Here is a 17,013-nt window from a genome sequence, read left to right as displayed (position 1 = left end):
CATGTCGCGAGATCTCAGCGTTATTACACCGTTCCACTTTCAGCAGAATGGGCGGGGTAGTCTGGATTCCGCGGTAAAGAGACTGGAGGCATGCCTCCAGTCTCTTTTTATCGCAGGTGATCTGGATATTTTGATTCCGACCAACCAACACCATCTGCTAACAGGGCGGCTTGATGCCCGGATATTGGAAGACTCACAGCCCCTTCCTATCTACTCGCCGGGGCTGGCTCGCTGTCATGGCATTGAGCGCAGTACCACACGTTCGCTCTTCATCCTGGATGCGGACCTTCTCTGCTCACAGCAATTGGCCGAGCAGCTTCCCGCTCGCAGCCGATTGTGTGCTTACGAAGGGCAACCCGCCTTTGAGATGTACCCCTGCCTCTATCTGACCAAGGAAGAGACCGAGCGCTTTGACGGCGATTTTCAGGGCTGTCTGGAGTCCTTCTTGCGCGGGGAGAATCACAGGGTGGAGGGGATCGCCCTGGCCAGCAGCTGCCTGCTGATGAACCGCGAGTGGTTCTTGCAACTGGGCGGCTTTGACGAGCGCTTTGTGGGCCATGGGGGCGAGGATCTGGAGCTTATCGACCGGCTTACCCGTCACTATCCCATTGGGCCGCGGCCGGATGACTATGCCCTCAATATCAAGGCGCAGCATCCAGGGGACTATCAGGGCTTTCGTCGCTATTTCAGCTACTATGCCCTCCCCCACCTGTTTGCCGGTCGCTTCCTGGTGCATCAGTGGCACCCGCGTCCATTGACCCATCCCTATCATCGTCGCCGTGCAGGCAACGACGCCATGCTGGAACAGATGTTGTCACGCAGCGAGGCTGAGCGAGGCCCTCTTAAGGGGCCCGTGGTGCCCTGCAATGACCTCAATGGCGAGCTGCCGGACTTTCGGGAGTGGATGATCCACCTGCAGGAAGAGGCGGGGTATCCCGTCAGTGATTACCCGGGACTGTTACGTTGGCAGGATGGGATCACGCTCAAGCGCCCGCTGTGGCGCAAAGTTCGCAAGCTGTACCTCAACCCACGGGCTTTTTTCAAAGACATGTTCAAGCCCGCGTCTCGCTGAACTCTTTTTATCTGAGTATTTTGCATGACTCTATGGACTCAATCTGGCGGCATTATGGCCCGCAGCGCCCAGATCAGCGCCTGCCTTGACCAGCCGTTGGCGCGCCTTGTTTCCCCTGATTCCCCCCAGCCGGGGGATGCGCTGATTGGCTGGGGCCAGAAGGCCAATGCCCGCCAGATCAAGCAGCAGGCGCAAGATCTGGGCCTGCCCTATTGGCACCTGGAAGATGGCTTTATCGGCTATATCGGCCATCCTGCCAATGGCGGCAAGGCGGTATCCCTTATCGCCGATCCGGTCGGCATCTATTACGATGCCCGCCAGCCCAGCCGGCTCGAACAGCTGATCGCCACCCCCAATGACGCCGCCATGCTGGCGCGAGCCGAACGGCTTGTCCACGAGCTGGTGCGCCTTGGGGTCACCAAATACAACTGCTATGCCGAGCGACCCACCTCTCTCTCAAGTTATTCGTCACCCAGCCTGATGGTGAAGGATGTCGCCGGGCTGCCCGCGGCGCTGGCCCAGCGCCTGCGGCAAGACGGCAGGCCCAGAGTCTTGCTGGTGGATCAGGTGGCCGGGGACCTCTCCATTCCCGGCGCCCTGGCCAGCGAGGCGGACTTTATCGCCATGGTGGAAACGGCACGGCGCAATCATCCCGATGCTCGCCTCTTGCTGCGCACCCACCCGGACACCCGCTTTGGCAAGAAGAGTGGCGTGCTGGCCAGACTGAGACCGAGCGATGTAGAGATCGTTGCCGACCATTGTCATCCCCATGCCCTGCTCAATCTGGTGGACGCCGTATACACAGTGTCATCCCAGCTCGGCTTCGAGGCGCTCCTGCTGGGCAAACCCGTGTATTGCTTCGGCATGCCGTTTTATGCGGGGTGGGGTCTGACCCAGGACAGCAAACAGTGTGAACGCCGCACCGTTCAGGTGTCACTGCCCCAGCTAGTGGCGGCGGCGCTGATCTGCTATCCCCGCTATCTGGATCCCGTGATTGGCCAACGCTGCGAGGTGGAAGAGGTGATCGCCATCATCGCCCGCCAGCAGAAGACAGCCCCCCGTTGGCGCAGGCTCTATCTGGTGGGGTTCTCTTTGTGGAAGCGCGCCTTTATGCAGGCCTTCTGCCAGCCCTTGGCCGAAGAGCTCTGCTTTGTGCGCAAGCCGCCAAAACGGCTGACCGGTGACGAGCAGGTGCTGGTATGGGGCAGTCGTTACCCAGAGCTCACCTCGGCCATCCGGGTGGAGGATGGCTTTATCCGTTCCAAGGGGCTGGGCTCCAACCTGTGTCGCCCCTCTTCCCTGTCGCTGGATCCGGTCGGGATCTATTTCGACAGCCGCAGCCCCAGCGGGCTTGAACAGTTGCTCAATTACCAGGAGCTGACCCAGTCACAGCTCGACCGGGGTGAGCAACTGCTCACTCTGCTGCGCCAAAACAAGGTGAGCAAGTATAATGTCGGCGCGCCGACGCACTTCACGCCCCCCGCCGATGGCCGTCCCCTGGTGCTGGTGGTGGGTCAGGTGGATGGGGATGCCTCCATCCTGACCGGCAGCCCGACCATTCGCAGCAACGAGCAGTTGCTCTGGGCGGTGCGCGCCGCCAAGCCAGAGGCCCACATCCTCTACAAACCCCACCCGGATGTGGTGGCGGGCAATCGGGCCGGCGCCATTTCTGCAGCCTGTCTGGCGGAGTGCGTGGACAGCCAGGTGCTGGATATCGGCCTCACCAGCCTCTACCCCCACGTGGATGAACTGCACACCATGACCTCCCTGAGCGGCTTCGAGGCGCTGGTACAAGGGGTCAAGGTGACGACCTGGGGTCAGCCCTTCTACAGTGGCTGGGGGTTGACCACGGATGCCCATCCCCCGGCCCGGCGCCAGCGCAAGCTCCCCCTGGCGGCACTGGTCTATCTGACGCTGGTGGCCTATCCGCTCTATATCGATTGGCAGAGCGGACTCTGGATAAGCCCGGAGCAGTTGATCCGCCAACTGGCCGCGCAAGGTCAATCCTCCGGCCACAAGTCGAGCCGCTGGCAACGCTGGCAAGTCAAGCTGAGCTATCTGGCGCAAGCCCTGCTGCAACGCCCTTCCTTTCCCCAGTTGATGAGATGAGTCGTACATGAAGATTTTGCTGCTGCAAGGACCGCTGGGCCCCTTCTTTCAGAGCCTCAGCCAGGCGCTTTCCGACGCCGGTCACGAGGTCTACAAGATCCATTTCAACGGGGGGGATGAGTGCTGGCGCTGCGTAGGCCATAACGAACGCTTCACCGGCAAGCCGGAGACCTGGAACACCTTCTTTCGCCGCTTTATCAAGCGCCATGGCATCGACAGCCTCATCTGTTACGGTGATTGCCGTTATTACCACCAGCAGGCCATCCGTATTTGCAAGCTGAAAAAAATCCGCGTCTGGGCCATGGAGGAGGGCTATCTGCGTCCCGACTTTGTGACGCTGGAGCAAGGAGGCGTCAACGCCTTCAGCCCTCTCTATGCCAAACGTGACTCCCTGGCCGAGATGACCTGGCCAACCCCTTACGAGGCGCGGCTGAAGGTGGGCAAAACCTTCGCCCGCCGGGCCTGGTATGCCAGCCGCTACCACATCAACAAGAGTCTTTTACGCTGGCGCTATCCCCATTTCGTCAATCACAGACCCTGGAGCCTCTATCAGGAGGCCAGGGGCTGGGTGGCGGGGGGCCTGGTGAAGTGGAAGCACAGATGGAGCGACCACTCCCTGCTCAAGGCCCTGCCCCGGCATCAGGGGCACATCTTCTTCGTGCCCCTGCAGGTCACCGAAGACTTTCAGATCCGTGAACATTCGGATTTGAGCGGGGTGGAAGAGATGATCGCCCAGGTGATGAACTCCTTCGCCGAGCACGCCCGCCGCGAGGATGTACTGCTGTTCAAACACCACCCCATGGATCGGGGCTATGTCAGCTATCAACCCCAGATCAACCGGCTTATCACGCTGCTCGGGCTGGAAGGACGGGTGTTCTATGGTTATGAACTGCCACTGCCCACCCTCTATCCGCTGCTCAAGGGGGTCATCACCATCAACAGCACGGTTGGCCTCTCCGCGCTGCTGCACCAGGTACCCACCTACTGCATGGGGAGGGCCCTCTACGACCTGCCAGGGCTCACCACCCGGGGCACGCTGGCGAAGTTCTGGCACAAGCAGAGCCCGGTTTGCAGCGAGACCTTCGAACGGATGCGTCAGTCATTGCTGCATCTGACCCAGCTCAATGCCAGCTTCTACCGTCATCTGGACATGGGTGCCATGGCCGTGGTGAACAAGATAGACCAACACAATGAGCAATCGGCTTCTGTCCAGAAGAGCAAACGCCAAACCCTCTCTTCCGGCGTTGTCGGGGCCTTGAGCATGACCATCTTGAGCGCATTTTGCCTTTTGACCGAGGAGATGCTGACACCGATGACCATGCTCTGACTCATACCGAGCAGGAAAAAGCCCGCGGATGCGGGCTTTTTTGCAGGTGGCGGTCACACGCTGCGGGGGCGCAGGTGGGCGTGCCAGCGGGCCTCCCACTTCTTGAACAGCCAGACGATGGCGAAGGTGAGCAGCATGTAGAGCAGGCCGGCGGTCAGGAACGCCTCGAACGGGCTGTAGTAGCGGGAGTTGATGATCCGCGCCGCCCCCGTCAGGTCGACTATGGTGATGATGCCCGCCACCGCCGAGCCCTGCAGCATGAAGATCACCTCGTTGCTGTAGGCGGGCAGCGCACGGCGAAACGAGTTGGGCAGTATGATGCGGGTGAGGGTCTGCCAGCGGGTCATGCCGAAGGCGCTCGCCGCCTCTATCTGCCCCTTGGGCATGTTCATCACGGCGCCCCGCACTATCTCGGCGGTGTAGGCACCGGTGTTGAGGGTGAACGCCAGCAGGGCGCAGAACCAGGCCTCGGAGAAGAGGGACCAGGCCGCGCTGTTCTTCAGCCACTCCCACTGGGCGGCGCCGTAGTAGATGATGAAGAGCTGCACCAGCAGCGGGGTGCCGCGGAAGAAGTAGATATAGGCCCAGATCGGTCCCTTGATCAGCCAGTTGCGGCTGTTGCGCAATATGCCCATGGGCACCGCCAGCAGGAGCCCCAGCATGAGGGAGGCCGCCACCAGCCAGATGGTGGTGTAGAAGCCCTCCCAGTAGGTGGGCCACTCCGTGAGAATGATCGAGAAATCCATGGCTTACCTCGTCTTGATCGCGTAGTGACGCTCGGCCCACTTGAGCGCCGAGGTAGAAACTGCGGTGAAGATCAGGAAGATCAGCGCCACCGCCATGTAGAAGGTGAACGGCTGCTGGGTCGAGCCCGCCGCGAGCGACGCCTTGCGCACCATGTCATCGAGCCCGATGATGGAGACCAGGGCCGTGGTCTTGAGCAGTACCAGCCAGTTGTTGCCAAACCCCGGCAGGGCGTGGCGCATCATCTGGGGGAAGAGGATCCGCACAAACACCTGGCTCGCCCGCATGCCAAAGGCGCGCGCGGCCTCGAGCTCTCCCTTGTCCACCGCCAGGATGGCGCCGCGGAAGGTCTCGGTCATGTAGGCGCCGAAGATGAAGCCGATGGTGGCCACCCCGGCCGCAAACGGGCTGATGTCGATGTAATCCGGCAGCAACGAGACCCACTCCTGGTTCGGATTGCTCTCGAGCAGGTAGTTGTTGTACGCCTCGTTGACCCAGGTGCAGATCCCGTTGATGAGGACCTGACCGCCGAAGAACAGCAGCATCATCAGCACCAGATCCGGGATGCCGCGAATGACGGTGGTGTAGGCCGCCGCGATGCCGCGCGCCCACTTGTAAGGGGAAAGCTTGGCCAGGGCCCCCAGCATGCCGAGCACCAGGGCCAGCAGCAGGGAGGCGATCGCCACCTCCAGGGTGATCCAGGCCCCCTCCAGCAGGGAGGTTTCGTATCCTTTCAAATCAAACATATGCAATGCAGCTCCATCGCAATCGGGCCCGTCACTCCCAGCGGAAGGCAACGGGCCCGATGACTACTGACGGGATCAACCTGTCGTTGTTCGCCTGACGTTGACTTATTCGCCGTACACGTCGAAGTCGAAGTACTTGTCGTTGATTTCCTTGTACTTGCCGTTGGCGCGCAGGGCCAGGATGGCGGCATTGAATTTCTCTTTCAGATCCTTGTCCGCCTTGCGCACCGCGATGCCGGCACCCTCGCCAAACCACTTGGGATCGGTCAGTTTCGGGCCGATGAACTCGAAGGCATCACCGCCCTCTTTCTTCAGCAGGCCGTCGCTGATGGCGGCGGAGTCGGCCATCACGTAATCGACGCGGCCGGACTTCAGGTCGAGATAGGCCTCATCCGCGGTGCCGTAGCGCTTGATGGTGGCATTGGGGAAGTTGTCGGTGATGTAGGTGTCCATGGAGGTGGCACGCTGCACGGCGATGGTCTTGCCATCCATGAAGGCCTTGTCCAGCTGGATCTCGGTGCCCTTCTTGGCGGCGAAGCGGGCCGGAATGTGCTGGTACTTCTGGGTGAAGTCCACCTTCTTCTTGCGCTCTTCGGTGATGTCCATGGTGGCGATGATGGCGTCATACTTGCGCGACAGCAGCGCCGGGATGATGCCGTCCCAGTCCTGCTTGATCAGGGTGCACTTCACCTTCATCTCCTCGCACAGGGCGTTGGCGATGTCGATGTCGAAGCCTTTCACCTCGCCGCTCGGCTCGGTCCAGGAGAAGGGAGGATAGGCCCCTTCCACCCCGATCCGCACCTCTTTCCACTCCTTGGCCATCAGGCTACCGGAACACAGGGCCGTCATCACGGCAGTCGCCAGCATCAGCTTGTTCATGTATCTCTCCTTGATAAACACGTCGATCGTTGAAAGTACGGAAGTAGCATCCCGTCCATCAATAGATGGAGGAGATGAATTGCTTGAATCGCTCCGACTTGGGATGAGCGAAGATCTCCTTGGGATTGCCCTCCTCCTCCACCCGCCCCTGATGCAGGAACATGACCTTGTTCGACACGTCGCGGGCAAAGGACATCTCGTGGGTCACCACCATCATGGTGCGCCCCTCTTCCGCCAGCTCGCGCATCAGGCCGAGCACCTCGCCCACCAGCTCGGGGTCGAGGGCCGAGGTCGGCTCGTCGAACAGCATCACTTCCGGCTCCACCGCCAGCGCACGGGCGATGGCCGCCCGCTGCTGCTGGCCACCTGAGAGATGGCCGGGGTAGTAGTCGCGTCGCTCCCAGAGCCCGACCCGGTTCAGCAGATGCTCCGCCTTGGCGATGGCCTCGGCACGGGGCACCTTGAGCACCTGGATGGGCACTTCGATGATGTTCTGCATGATGGTCATGTGCGACCAGAGATTGAAGCTCTGAAACACCATGGCCAGCCGGCTGCGGATACGCTCCACCTGGCGCATGTCCTCCGGCAGCCGCTCGCCGGAACGACTGGTCTTCATCCGGATCAGCTCCCCATGCAGGGAGACGCTGCCCGACGAAGGGGTTTCAAGCAGATTGATACAGCGTAGAAAGGTCGACTTCCCCGAACCCGAGGAGCCGATGAGGGAGATCACATCCCCCTTGTGGGCCGTCATATCGATGCCCTTGAGCACTTCGTGGGTGCCAAAATACTTGTGCAGATCACGAACTTCCAGTGCGGCAACGTCGCTCATCCATTACAACCTTGTCTGTCCCTAGACGCCGCTTCGGCGTGACACCACCACCGGAACATTTAACAAAACGTTAACCGATGGCAACCTTCAGCGAAAATATCATTCAGGTAGTTAAAAAACAATACAGAACCGAGGTATTTGGTGGTTTATCTGTATTTTTATTGGCCTGACCGGTATTTTTCAGCACTTTGTCTGCATAAAATGCAATTTTTGTCACCGGTGCCATACCGACCTTTTATACTCGCAACGCACTGGTGGCAAGAATATTCCACCATCCACGCCGGATGTCACCCAAAATGACTTTATTCATCCTGCATAGCCACAGCCGTCGCACAATTTTACGGGGATGGAATTGATTTTACTGGCGATGTGCCCCCCATCCCCGGACCTTGCCCCTCCCCTCCCTCCTCAAAAAAACATAACAATGTTATAAAAAAGGCCCGTATGGGGCACTCAAACACCGGGATATGTGACACAGACGCAACAAGTCGTGATAAGGTGCCGTTTCTCCCAGTTTTGTGACCGAGGCCCCGATGTTGCTCAATGTGTTGCTGATCCTGCTGCCGCTCGTGATCGGCTATCTGATCCCCCTCTCCTCCACCCGGCTGGTCAAGCTGGTCAACCAATCGCTGGGCAAGATGGTCTATCTCATCCTGTTCCTGATGGGGCTGGGGCTCGCCTACGTGGAGAACCTGGGCAGCAACCTGGCGGTGATCTTCAAGGTGGCCAGCATCATGCTGACCGCCATTACCCTGTGCAACCTGCTGGCCCTCTGGTGGCTGGACAGGCGCAGCCCGCCCACCCACGAGGCGAGCGATGGCAAGATGCCGAGCAAGCTTCACCTCCTGTGGGAATCCCTCCAGCTCTGTTTCGTGGTGCTGGGGGGCGTCCTGCTGGGGCTGCTGGTGGACCTGCGCGCCCTGCCCATCGACCGCTTGAGCGAATGGGCCCTGATGCTGCTGCTGCTGCTCATCGGCATCCAGATGCGCAACTCCGGCATGCACCTGCGCCAGATCCTGCTCAACCCCTGGGGCATGAAGATCGCCGCCACCGTCATCGTCAGCAGCTGGCTCGGCAGCCTGCTGGCCGCCCAACTGCTGGGCATGCCCTTTGCCCACGGGCTGGCCATGAGCTCCAGTTTCGGCTGGTACTCGCTCTCCGGCATCCTGGTGGCGGACAAGCTGGGCCCCGTGCTGGGTTCGGCCGCCTTCATCAACGATCTGGGGCGCGAGCTGATCGCCATCCTGATCATTCCCATCCTGATGCGCCGCCACCCCTCCGCCGCCATCGGCTACGGTGGCGCCACGGCGCTGGACTTCACCCTGCCGGTCATCCAGAAGTCCGGCGGCATCCAGGTGGTGCCGGTGGCCATCGTCTCCGGCTTCCTTCTGAGCCTGCTCGGCCCCATCCTGATCCTGGGGTTCCTGGCCATCTGACCGGGACACACACCGCAAAAAACGAAGCCCGGCACCCATGCCGGGTTTTTCGTATGTGAACGGGGATGAAGAGATCCGGCTGATGCGCCACTCAGGCTCGCCACTGGCCGCCGCTCATGACCCTTTCTATGGCGAGGGTCTCGGGGTCGATGAGCAGCAGATCCGCGTCCTGCCCCACCCCCAGGGAGCCCTTGCCGACCAGCCCCAGCGCCCTGGCCGGGTTGGCCGTCACCACCGCCAGCGCGCTGGCAAGGGGCACGCCGAGGGCACAGGCCCGGATGCATTGCTGCCACAGGCTCCCTATCTGGCCGCTGCGCAGCTCGATGAGGCGCCCCTCGCCGTCGAAACGCGGCAGGCTGGCGTTGGCATCCGAGCTGAAACTGATGCGATCCCAGGGCACGCCGGCCGCCAGGAGCCCCACCAGGGCATCCGCCGCCAGCTGCTCGCCATCGTCCAGCAGGTCGGGGAAGCTGGAGGCAGTGAGATCCACCCAGCCCCCGGCCCGACCCCAGTCGATGGCCTCGGCAAAGAGCCAGGGGTTGCGGTTGCAGTGGGTGGGGTAGAGCTGGCGCAGCGGGATGTCGGTGGCGTCCCGCAGGGCCCGCAGCGGCGCCAGTGCACCCCGACCGTCCCCCAGATGGAAGAAGCTCACTCCGCTCTTGCCCGAGAGCAACCCGGCCACCCGCGCCTCGCTCGCCAGCCGCGCCAGCTCGTCATGGGTGGGGGCGCTGGATCTGTGGTCGCTGATGGCCACCTCCCCCACCCCCAGCACCTCGGGGATCAGCATGATGTCCGACTCCACCGATCCGGTGAGGGTCTTGACCGGCAGGTGGTAGGAGCCGGTATACATGTAGGCGCTCACCCCGGCGGCGCGAAACTCGCGCACCTTGCCGAGCACCTGGGCCGGGGTGCGGGTCAGACTGTCGGTACCGAGCGCCGCCACCAGCGTCGTGACCCCGGCTGCCAGGGCCTCGTCGGCGGCAAGCTCCCGGGTGCGAAATGCAAAGCCCCCCTCCCCGCCGCCCCCCGTGATGTGGGCGAGCGGGTCCACCAGCCCCGGCACCAGATAGCGGCCACGGCCGTCGACCCGCACCAGCGGCCAGTCGGCCGGGGCCGTCAGCCCCTTGCCCATCCAGGCGATGCGACCATCGGCCACCAGCAGATCCTGCTGGCCGAGGGGGGCCGGAGTGAAGACCTCGGCCCCCTCGATCAGTGTCAACATGGGGTATCTCCTTGCTGCATGAAAAAAGAGGGAGCAAGCTCCCTCTGCCTGTTACCCATCAACCGCCATAGATGTCGTACTTGAAGTACTTCTGGTTGATCTCCTGATACTTGCCGTTGGCTCGCAGGGCCTTGATCGCCTCGTTCAGCTTGGCCCTGAGATCCTGATCCCCCTTGCGCACCGCGATCCCCATGCCGTCGCCAAACCACTGGCGATCGGTCAGGGCCGGCCCCACATACTCGAACTTGTCGCCCCCCTCCTTGCTGAGCAGCCCCTGATCGATGGCCGATGCATCGGCCAGCAGGGCCAGCACCCGACCCGCCTTCAGATCGAGATAGGCCTCATCGGCACTGCCATAGCGCACTATGGTGACGTTGGAGCCAAAGTTGTCGGTCAGGTACTTGTCGTGGGTGGTGGCACGCTGCACCCCGATGCGCTTGCCCGCCATGCCCTCCGGCGTCAGCGTCAGCTCGGTGCCCTTGGCCGCCACGAAGCGGTTCGGGATGCGGGCGTATTTCTCGGTGAAGTCGACCTTCTTGCGCCGCTCGTCGGTGATCGACATGGCGGCGATGATCCCGTCGTATTTGCGCGACAGCAGCGCCGGGATCATGCCGTCCCAGTCCTGGGCCACCAGCTCGCACTTGACGGCCATCTGCTGGCACAGGGCGTTGGCCAGATCGATGTCGAAGCCTTTTATCTCCCCCGACGCGTCGGTCCAGGAGAAGGGAGGATAGGCCCCCTCCACGCCGAAGCGCACCGTCTTCCACTCCTTGGCGGTGACGGGGGTGGCCAGCAGGCAGGCAGCAAACAGGGCTGACAGGGTCAGTGTGGTCTTCATCATGAGTACTCCATTACATAGAAAGCGCACAGGCGCGGTCAAGGCATCGCAAGCGCGGGCAAGCGACGGCCAAAAAACGGCAAATTGCAGATGAGCAGGATTACGCCGCCATGGGCATCATTCGATTGGCTGGCGTCAATGAACTGCTCCGGGGCCTCGACTTATTCGTCGAACCACTCGGAGAGATAGAAAGGCTTGAAGTAGAAGGCCAGAAAAAAGCCTCTGGCTTTGCGCATCATGGTGATTTGTCGCGTCCTGTGACAAAGATGACATGCACCTTACCACGCCCCAAATTTGCCCCGCAAGGGGGCGCTGACGGCGCGATGAAAAATCCTGCCCATGGTCAATCCGGCCGGCATCCGTTAGGCTCGGATCACCCACTCCACCCTGGCACGCGAGCCGCAGCCCATGAACTTTCTGGCCCATCTTCATCTGGCGGCCCATACCCAGAGCTCCCTCACCGGCAACCTGCTGGGGGACTTCGTCAAGGGGCCGCTGCCATCGGGCCTGCCGGCCCCCTTCGACGAGGGGATCTGGCTGCACCGCAAGATAGATGCCTTCACCGACACCCACCCCGCCCACCGGGCGGCCGTCACCGGCTTCGAGGCCCCCTGGCGCCGTTTCGGCGGCATCCTGGTGGACATGCTCTACGACCACTGGCTCAGCCTGCACTGGCGGCAATTCAGCCCGCAGCCCCTGCCCCGCTTCCTGCACCAGAGCTATGGTCAACTTCTGGCGGACCATCACCGCCTGCCACAGGGACTGCCGCCGACCCTCAGGCGCATGGCCGAGCAGGACTGGATCGCCTCCTACCAGCACAGGGCGGGGCTGGGTCAGGCTCTCGACGGCATAGGCCGCCGCCTACGGCGCCCCATGCCGCTCGGGGACGCGCTGCTGACCCTGGACCAGGCGCGCTGGGCCGAGGCGGAGCACGCCTTCCTGCGCTTCTATCCCGAATTGATGCGCTTTTGCGAGGAGCAGATCGCCGCGCACCGCACCACCGGGGACCACCAGGTTCCCTAGGTTGCAGCCCGGCCCCCGTGGCCGAAGACGCGGGCGGGACGAGGAGTGAAACGGGTGATGGATCAGATTGGGTCTTTTATGACACCCCAAAAGGGAGGAGACTGGCGATACCGCTTCGCCCGGACTCAGACCGAGCGGGCACGGCTGGGCCAGGCTCAGCGCCCTCAAGACCCAAGGAGACCTCTTCATGTCATCGCGATTATTCCGTAGCGCCCTGTGCGGCGCCCTCCTGATCGGCGGCGCCGTTCACGCCGCCGAAGCGGCTCGCCCCGCCATTTTGTTCGACAACGTACGCATATTCGATGGCAAGGGAGGCGCCCTGAGCGCCCCCTCCTCCGTCCTGGTGGAAGGCAACCTGATCACCCAGATCAGCCGGGGCGGCATCAAGGTGGGGGGAGAGGTGCAGCGCATCGATGGCCAGGGCAAGACCCTGATGCCGGGCCTCATCGATGCCCATACCCACCTGATGTTCGCCACCCTGCCGCAGATCGCCGTGCTGACCAACGACGTCACCTTCACCACGGTGGCGGCGACCAGGGCCGCCCATGACATGCTGATGCGCGGCTTCACCAGTGCCCGCGATCTCGGCGGCCCCGTGTTCGGCCTCAAGAAGGGGATAGACATGGGGTTCATCGACGGCCCCCGTATCTGGCCCGCCGGCGCCATGATCTCCCAGTCGGGGGGCCACGGCGACTTCCGTCTGCCCAACGAGCTGCCGGCGCTGGCGGGACAATACTCCTTCGGCGAGCGGGCCAACGCGGCCATGGTCGCCGACAGCCCTGATGCGGTGCGCCAGCGCACCCGCGAGCAGCTGGCCCTCGGCGCCTCCCAGATCAAGGTGATGGCAGGTGGTGGTGTGGCCTCCAACTATGATCCCATCGACGTGACCCAGTACACGGTGCCGGAGATCCGTGCCGCCGTGGAGGCCGCCGACAACTGGGGCACCTATGTGACCGTGCACGCCTATACCCCGAAGGCGGTGCGCCAGGCCATCGAGGCTGGCGTCAAGTGCATCGACCACGGTCAGATGCTCGACGAGGATACCGCCAGGCTGATGGCCGAGAAGGGGGTCTGGTGGAGCCTGCAGCCCTTCACCGACGATCGCAAGTCCCCCTTCCCGGAGGGCTCGGCCAACCGTCTGAAGCAGCTTGAGATGTACAAGGGCACCGACCACGCCTATGCCATGGCCAAGAAGTTCGGCATCAAGACCGCATTCGGTACCGACGCCCTGTTCAGCGCCCAGGCCGCGGCCGATCAGGGCACCATGCTGGCCAAGATGGGCACCTGGTATACCCCGGCCGAGGTGTTGAAGATGGCCACCCATGACAACGCCGAGCTGCTGGCCCTCTCGGGCCCGCGCAATCCCTACCCGGGCAGGCTGGGGGTAGTGGAGACCGGGGCGCTCGCCGATCTGCTGCTGATCGACGGTGACCCGCTCAAGGATCTCGCCCTGGTGGCCGATCCGGCCAACCGCTTCAAGGTGATCATGAAGGACGGCAAGATCTACAAGAATACGCTCTGACCCCTCTTGACAGAAAAGGCCCCATCAGGGGCCTTTTTTGCTGCCGAACGGCCAGCGGTAGAGCGGCTCAGCGCTCCTCCTTCTTCTTGCGAATGCTGAGGCCCAGCTCCCGGCCCCGCAGCCGGGCATAATAGATGGTGCCCACGAAGGCCAGGGTGGTGAAGATCAGCTCCACCACCGCGAGCCAGCGCTCCCCCTCGTCCGTGGTGATGAGCGTCAGGGCGTGGAGGAAGTAGGGCATCAGCACGAAGTTGCCCCAGGCATGGGTGTAGGGGTTGCCCTGCACTATGCCCTTCAAGGGGAAGAGCAGCGGCACGGTCCAGATCACCGGCAGCAGCCAGGGGGCGAGCCCAGGGTGAGGCGAGAGCCACAGGTGCCAGAGCAGGACCCAGGCCAGCAGGCCAAAGTAACCGACCAGAGTCAGCAGGCGGGCGAAGCGGGTGCTCACTTGAGGATCTCCAGCACCTGCTCGGGCGGGCGGCCGATGCGGGCCTGGCCGTTCCTGATGACGATGGGGCGCTCGATGAGCTTGGGATGCTGGTGCATGGCGGCGATCAGGGCATCACCCGCTTGCTCGGCCAGTCCCAGCTCCTTGTAGAGATCTTCCTTGGTGCGCATCAGCTGGCGGGGATCGGTGAAGCCCAGCTGGCCCAGCAGGGTGCGGATTTCATCCTCGCTCGGCGCCTGCTCCAGGTAGAGCACCACCTCGGGGGCAACCCCGTGCTGTTCCAGCAGCGCCAGGGTTTCACGGCTCTTGGAGCAGCGCGGATTGTGATAGATTTGGGTCTCGCTCATGGTAACTCCCTGATATTGCAAGATGGGACGACAAGTGGCGCTATTGTAGGGGAAACCGATGGGCAGGGTAAGCGGGAAGGATATGGAAATGAAACGGATCTGTTGGCTGATTGTGGCGGCCTTGCTGGGGGCCTGCTCGCCGGCGCCGCGCTTCACCGATGCCACCGGGCAGGCCGTGAGCCTGTCCGACTTTGCCGGCAAGCCGCTGCTGGTCAACTACTTCGCCCCCTGGTGCGCCCCCTGCCTGCGGGAGATGCCCCTGCTCGCGGCCTTGCACCGGGAGGGGCAAATTGGGGTGATCGCCATCAACTATGATCCCGCCTCCCCCGCCGAGCTGACCGCGCTGGCCCGGCGCCACGGGATAGCCGTGCCCCTGCTGATCCCCGAGGACGAGTCCCGCCTCCCCTTCCCAAGGCCGGGGGCGCTGCCCACCAGCTACCTGCTCGATGGCGAGGGGCGCCTGCTGGAGACCCTGGTGGGAGAACTCGACGAGGCCAGGCTGGTCGCCCTCACCGCGCGGGTCGCGGCGCTTCCCTGAGCGGCGCGCCGAGCCCGGCAACGAAACGGGGTGCCCCATCTCTGGGGCACCCCGTTTCACGGATGGCGGACGAGCATTTACCCCTTGAGGCTGTCCAGATCCTTCTTGGCCCGCTCCAGCTGGGTGATGCGCGCCTCGATGCGGGCCAGGGTCAACTTGTCGCTGGTGGTGCCGCGGGCCACGATCAGCTCGTCGATGGCCGCCTGGTAGTCCCCGCGCAGGGAGAGGGTCTCCGCCCGCGCCATGTGCAGGTCCGTCATCCTGCCCGCCTTGCGGTAGGCATCCGACAGCAGGCTCCAGGCCAGGCTGTTCTCGTCGTGCTCCCGGGCATAGGGGTCCAGGATGGCGATGGACTTCTGATAGTTCCCCCCCTCCAGATAGGCGTTGCCGAGGTTGACCACCACCACCTCGTTGTCCGGCATCCGGGTGCGGAAGCGCTCCAGCCTGGCGATGGCCTGGGCGCTGCGCCCCTTGGCGAGATCGATGTCGGTCAGGGCGTCCACCACGAAGAGATCCTCCGGATGGCGGGTGGCCAGCTCCTGCATCAGGGCGTCGGCCTCGTCGGTGCGTTTGAGCTGCAGCAGGGCCAGCGCCTTGCCATAGAGGGCGGCGTCTTTGACGGGGTAATCCCCCTTCTGCAGGCGGCTGTCGAAGTAGGTGAGCAACCCCTGGGGGGTCTCGGTGCCATAGCGCACCTGGATGCGCACCTTGGCCAGCCAGAAGTCGAGGCTGGGGGCGAGGGCGCGGCGGCCATAGCTGCCGGCACGGGCACGGGCCTCGCTGATCCGGGTCTCGGGCAGGGGGTGGGTCAGCAGCATCTCGGGCGGCTTGCTGGCGAAGCGGTACTCCGCCGCCAGCTTCTGGAAGAAGTTCGCCATGCCCATGGGATCGAACCCGGCGTCATACAGCGTCTTCATGCCGATGCGATCCGCCTCGTATTCGTTGTCCCGGGTGTAGTTGATGGCCGACTGCATCGACAGGCCCAAGGTGGTCTGCAAGGCGGCGATGCCGGCGGTGGGGTTGATCACCGCGAGCGCGATGGAGCCCACCAGACCGGCCAGGGTCATGGCGGAGCTGCTCGCCTGGGCCTCCATGTAGCGGGCGATGTGGCGCTGGGTGACGTGGGTGATTTCGTGGGCCAGGACAGAGGCCAGCTCGCTCTCGCTCTCCGCGTAGAGGAAGAGGCCGGTGTGCACCTTGACCCGGCCACCGAGGAAGGCGGCCGCGTTGATGCTGGGATCGTTGACGAGGAAGAAGGTAAAGGGGAAACGCACCCCGTCGGCGTTGGTGAGCAGTCGCTGACCCAGATCGTCGATGTATTCGTTCAGCACGGGATCGTCGATGATGGGCAGGCCCGCCCGGGCGAAGCGCATGAAGGCGTTGCCATAGCGCACCTCCTGCTCGATGGGCAGGGCGGCGACCCCGGCGGTCCCGATGTCGGGCAACTGGTTGCTCCCCTGGGCGTGGAAGGTGGCGCCCATCAGGGAGACCAGCAGGGGAAGTGATGCTATCAGGGGGGAAAAACGTGCCACGTTATCTCTATCTCCAATCAGACCCTACCGGGCATCGGCAGAATACCCTTGCCATTCAAGGCCCACAAGCGTTGTTTCATCCTGCCATCACGGCCATAATGACGGCCACACACGCGATGGAATTCCCATGGAACAGCTCGACCTGACCCCCTGGCGTTGTCCCGAGCCCCTCATTCGGCTCAAGCTCTGGCTGCGCCAGGCTCGGCCCGGTCAATCCCTGCTCATTCTTCTGGGAGATCCCGGCTCAAGGCAAGACATTCCTGCCTATCTGCGCCGCCAGGGTCACGACGTCCGGCCACTGGAGGAGTCCGCCACCCGCCTCTCCCTGCTGCTCGTGGTCGCCGGGATGCCGCCACCGGCATCGGGCGACGCCTCCCTGCCATGACCCGTCATTCAAGGAA

The 17,013-nt window shown here is 63.2% G+C and carries 17 protein-coding genes; 8 read left to right on the top strand and 9 right to left on the bottom strand.

The annotated features are described in order from the left end of the window. The first annotated feature begins 1 nt into the window (after position 1). Genes I6L39_RS13880 through I6L39_RS13870 form a run of 3 tightly spaced genes read left to right on the top strand, consistent with a single transcriptional unit; the run spans position 2 to position 4,508 of the window. Positions 2-1,072 (top strand): galactosyltransferase-related protein, encoded by a 1,071-nt coding sequence (locus I6L39_RS13880; protein WP_254203645.1) that lies wholly within the window; start codon positions 2-4, stop codon positions 1,070-1,072. A 54-nt stretch (positions 1,073-1,126) separates the two neighbouring features. Continuing rightward, positions 1,127-3,181 carry a capsular polysaccharide biosynthesis protein gene (locus tag I6L39_RS13875; RefSeq protein ID WP_216991797.1) on the top strand — a complete coding sequence of 685 codons (2,055 nt, stop codon included), beginning with the start codon at positions 1,127-1,129 and terminating at the stop codon, positions 3,179-3,181. 7 nt (positions 3,182-3,188) lie between these two features. Beyond that, positions 3,189-4,508: a capsule biosynthesis protein gene (locus I6L39_RS13870; RefSeq protein ID WP_216989962.1), complete on the top strand. Its 1,320-nt coding sequence runs from the start codon at positions 3,189-3,191 to the stop codon at positions 4,506-4,508. A gap of 53 nt (positions 4,509-4,561) precedes the next feature. On the opposite strand, the gene I6L39_RS13865 is transcribed toward I6L39_RS13870, so the two are convergent. The 4 genes from I6L39_RS13865 to I6L39_RS13850 all read right to left on the bottom strand — a co-directional run bounded on the left by I6L39_RS13865 (position 4,562) and on the right by I6L39_RS13850 (position 7,706). Further along, complete coding sequence (locus I6L39_RS13865; protein ID WP_042079229.1) at positions 4,562-5,254, bottom strand: ABC transporter permease; 693 nt, start codon at positions 5,252-5,254, stop codon at positions 4,562-4,564. Positions 5,255-5,257: 3 nt separating this feature from the next. Beyond that, positions 5,258-5,998, bottom strand: a complete 741-nt coding sequence (locus I6L39_RS13860) for an ABC transporter permease (protein WP_042079228.1) — start codon at positions 5,996-5,998, stop codon at positions 5,258-5,260. Between the two features lie 105 nt (positions 5,999-6,103). Continuing rightward, a complete protein-coding gene (locus I6L39_RS13855) occupies positions 6,104-6,877 on the bottom strand; it encodes an ABC transporter substrate-binding protein (RefSeq protein ID WP_010674268.1) in 774 nt (257 codons plus the stop codon). A gap of 58 nt (positions 6,878-6,935) precedes the next feature. Next, the gene (locus I6L39_RS13850; protein WP_010674267.1) at positions 6,936-7,706 is read right to left on the bottom strand and encodes an ABC transporter ATP-binding protein; all 771 of its coding nucleotides are present in this window, start codon (positions 7,704-7,706) and stop codon (positions 6,936-6,938) included. 533 nt (positions 7,707-8,239) lie between these two features. Here I6L39_RS13850 and I6L39_RS13845 point away from each other — a divergent pair. Further along, positions 8,240-9,142 (top strand): lysine exporter LysO family protein, encoded by a 903-nt coding sequence (locus I6L39_RS13845; RefSeq protein ID WP_216989961.1) that lies wholly within the window; start codon positions 8,240-8,242, stop codon positions 9,140-9,142. A 91-nt stretch (positions 9,143-9,233) separates the two neighbouring features. Here the strand turns inward: I6L39_RS13845 and iadA are convergent, their stop codons facing one another. Both iadA and I6L39_RS13835 read right to left on the bottom strand, forming a co-directional pair. Continuing rightward, positions 9,234-10,364, bottom strand: a complete 1,131-nt coding sequence (iadA, locus tag I6L39_RS13840; RefSeq protein ID WP_216989960.1) for a beta-aspartyl-peptidase — start codon at positions 10,362-10,364, stop codon at positions 9,234-9,236. A 58-nt stretch (positions 10,365-10,422) separates the two neighbouring features. Continuing rightward, complete coding sequence (locus I6L39_RS13835) at positions 10,423-11,205, bottom strand: ABC transporter substrate-binding protein (protein WP_209791595.1); 783 nt, start codon at positions 11,203-11,205, stop codon at positions 10,423-10,425. 405 nt (positions 11,206-11,610) lie between these two features. Between I6L39_RS13835 and I6L39_RS13830 the strand changes: the two genes are divergently transcribed. Together I6L39_RS13830 and I6L39_RS13825 are read left to right on the top strand one after the other, a co-directional pair. After that, entirely contained in the window at positions 11,611-12,225 is a 615-nt protein-coding gene (locus I6L39_RS13830) for an ACP phosphodiesterase (RefSeq protein ID WP_216989959.1), read from the top strand. Positions 12,226-12,412: 187 nt separating this feature from the next. Next, a complete protein-coding gene (locus I6L39_RS13825) occupies positions 12,413-13,747 on the top strand; it encodes an amidohydrolase family protein (RefSeq protein ID WP_216989958.1) in 1,335 nt (444 codons plus the stop codon). A 67-nt stretch (positions 13,748-13,814) separates the two neighbouring features. Here I6L39_RS13825 and I6L39_RS13820 read toward each other — a convergent pair whose 3' ends face one another. Beyond that, the gene (locus I6L39_RS13820; RefSeq protein WP_209791583.1) at positions 13,815-14,195 is read right to left on the bottom strand and encodes a DUF2069 domain-containing protein; all 381 of its coding nucleotides are present in this window, start codon (positions 14,193-14,195) and stop codon (positions 13,815-13,817) included. Next, entirely contained in the window at positions 14,192-14,542 is a 351-nt protein-coding gene (gene arsC / locus I6L39_RS13815) for an arsenate reductase (glutaredoxin) (RefSeq protein ID WP_216989957.1), read from the bottom strand. Before arsC ends, I6L39_RS13820 begins: the two co-directional genes overlap by 4 nt. Positions 14,543-14,600: 58 nt before the next feature. On the opposite strand from arsC, the gene I6L39_RS13810 reads away from it, so the two are divergent. After that, positions 14,601-15,080: a TlpA disulfide reductase family protein gene (locus tag I6L39_RS13810; protein WP_209791581.1), complete on the top strand. Its 480-nt coding sequence runs from the start codon at positions 14,601-14,603 to the stop codon at positions 15,078-15,080. Positions 15,081-15,157: 77 nt separating this feature from the next. Here the strand turns inward: I6L39_RS13810 and I6L39_RS13805 are convergent, their stop codons facing one another. After that, entirely contained in the window at positions 15,158-16,612 is a 1,455-nt protein-coding gene (locus I6L39_RS13805) for a M48 family metalloprotease (protein WP_244462926.1), read from the bottom strand. Between the two features lie 127 nt (positions 16,613-16,739). Here I6L39_RS13805 and I6L39_RS13800 point away from each other — a divergent pair, with 127 nt between their 5' ends. Beyond that, a complete protein-coding gene (locus tag I6L39_RS13800) occupies positions 16,740-16,997 on the top strand; it encodes a sulfurtransferase TusA family protein (RefSeq protein WP_216989956.1) in 258 nt (85 codons plus the stop codon). Positions 16,998-17,013: the final 16 nt, after the last annotated feature.

This window comes from Aeromonas sp. FDAARGOS 1409, from assembly GCF_019048705.1.
In the GTDB taxonomy this organism is placed as follows: Bacteria; Pseudomonadota; Gammaproteobacteria; order Enterobacterales; family Aeromonadaceae; genus Aeromonas; species Aeromonas sanarellii.
The sequence above is the reverse complement of the archived record's forward strand: the minus strand, read 5'-3'. Positions and strand labels throughout refer to the sequence as shown.

Excerpts from the sequence above, each read along its gene's own strand:
- I6L39_RS13880 (WP_254203645.1), top strand. The coding sequence starts at position 2 with ATGTCGCGAGATCTCAGCGTTATTACACCGTTCCACTTTCAGCAGAAT.
- I6L39_RS13875 (WP_216991797.1), top strand. The coding sequence starts at position 1,127 with ATGGCCCGCAGCGCCCAGATCAGCGCCTGCCTTGACCAGCCGTTGGCG.
- I6L39_RS13870 (WP_216989962.1), top strand. The coding sequence starts at position 3,189 with ATGAAGATTTTGCTGCTGCAAGGACCGCTGGGCCCCTTCTTTCAGAGC.
- I6L39_RS13865 (WP_042079229.1), bottom strand. The coding sequence starts at position 5,254 with ATGGATTTCTCGATCATTCTCACGGAGTGGCCCACCTACTGGGAGGGC.
- I6L39_RS13860 (WP_042079228.1), bottom strand. The coding sequence starts at position 5,998 with ATGTTTGATTTGAAAGGATACGAAACCTCCCTGCTGGAGGGGGCCTGG.
- I6L39_RS13855 (WP_010674268.1), bottom strand. The coding sequence starts at position 6,877 with ATGAACAAGCTGATGCTGGCGACTGCCGTGATGACGGCCCTGTGTTCC.
- I6L39_RS13850 (WP_010674267.1), bottom strand. The coding sequence starts at position 7,706 with ATGAGCGACGTTGCCGCACTGGAAGTTCGTGATCTGCACAAGTATTTT.
- I6L39_RS13845 (WP_216989961.1), top strand. The coding sequence starts at position 8,240 with ATGTTGCTCAATGTGTTGCTGATCCTGCTGCCGCTCGTGATCGGCTAT.
- iadA (WP_216989960.1), bottom strand. The coding sequence starts at position 10,364 with ATGTTGACACTGATCGAGGGGGCCGAGGTCTTCACTCCGGCCCCCCTC.
- I6L39_RS13835 (WP_209791595.1), bottom strand. The coding sequence starts at position 11,205 with ATGATGAAGACCACACTGACCCTGTCAGCCCTGTTTGCTGCCTGCCTG.
- I6L39_RS13830 (WP_216989959.1), top strand. The coding sequence starts at position 11,611 with ATGAACTTTCTGGCCCATCTTCATCTGGCGGCCCATACCCAGAGCTCC.
- I6L39_RS13825 (WP_216989958.1), top strand. The coding sequence starts at position 12,413 with ATGTCATCGCGATTATTCCGTAGCGCCCTGTGCGGCGCCCTCCTGATC.
- arsC (WP_216989957.1), bottom strand. The coding sequence starts at position 14,542 with ATGAGCGAGACCCAAATCTATCACAATCCGCGCTGCTCCAAGAGCCGT.
- I6L39_RS13810 (WP_209791581.1), top strand. The coding sequence starts at position 14,601 with ATGGGCAGGGTAAGCGGGAAGGATATGGAAATGAAACGGATCTGTTGG.
- I6L39_RS13800 (WP_216989956.1), top strand. The coding sequence starts at position 16,740 with ATGGAACAGCTCGACCTGACCCCCTGGCGTTGTCCCGAGCCCCTCATT.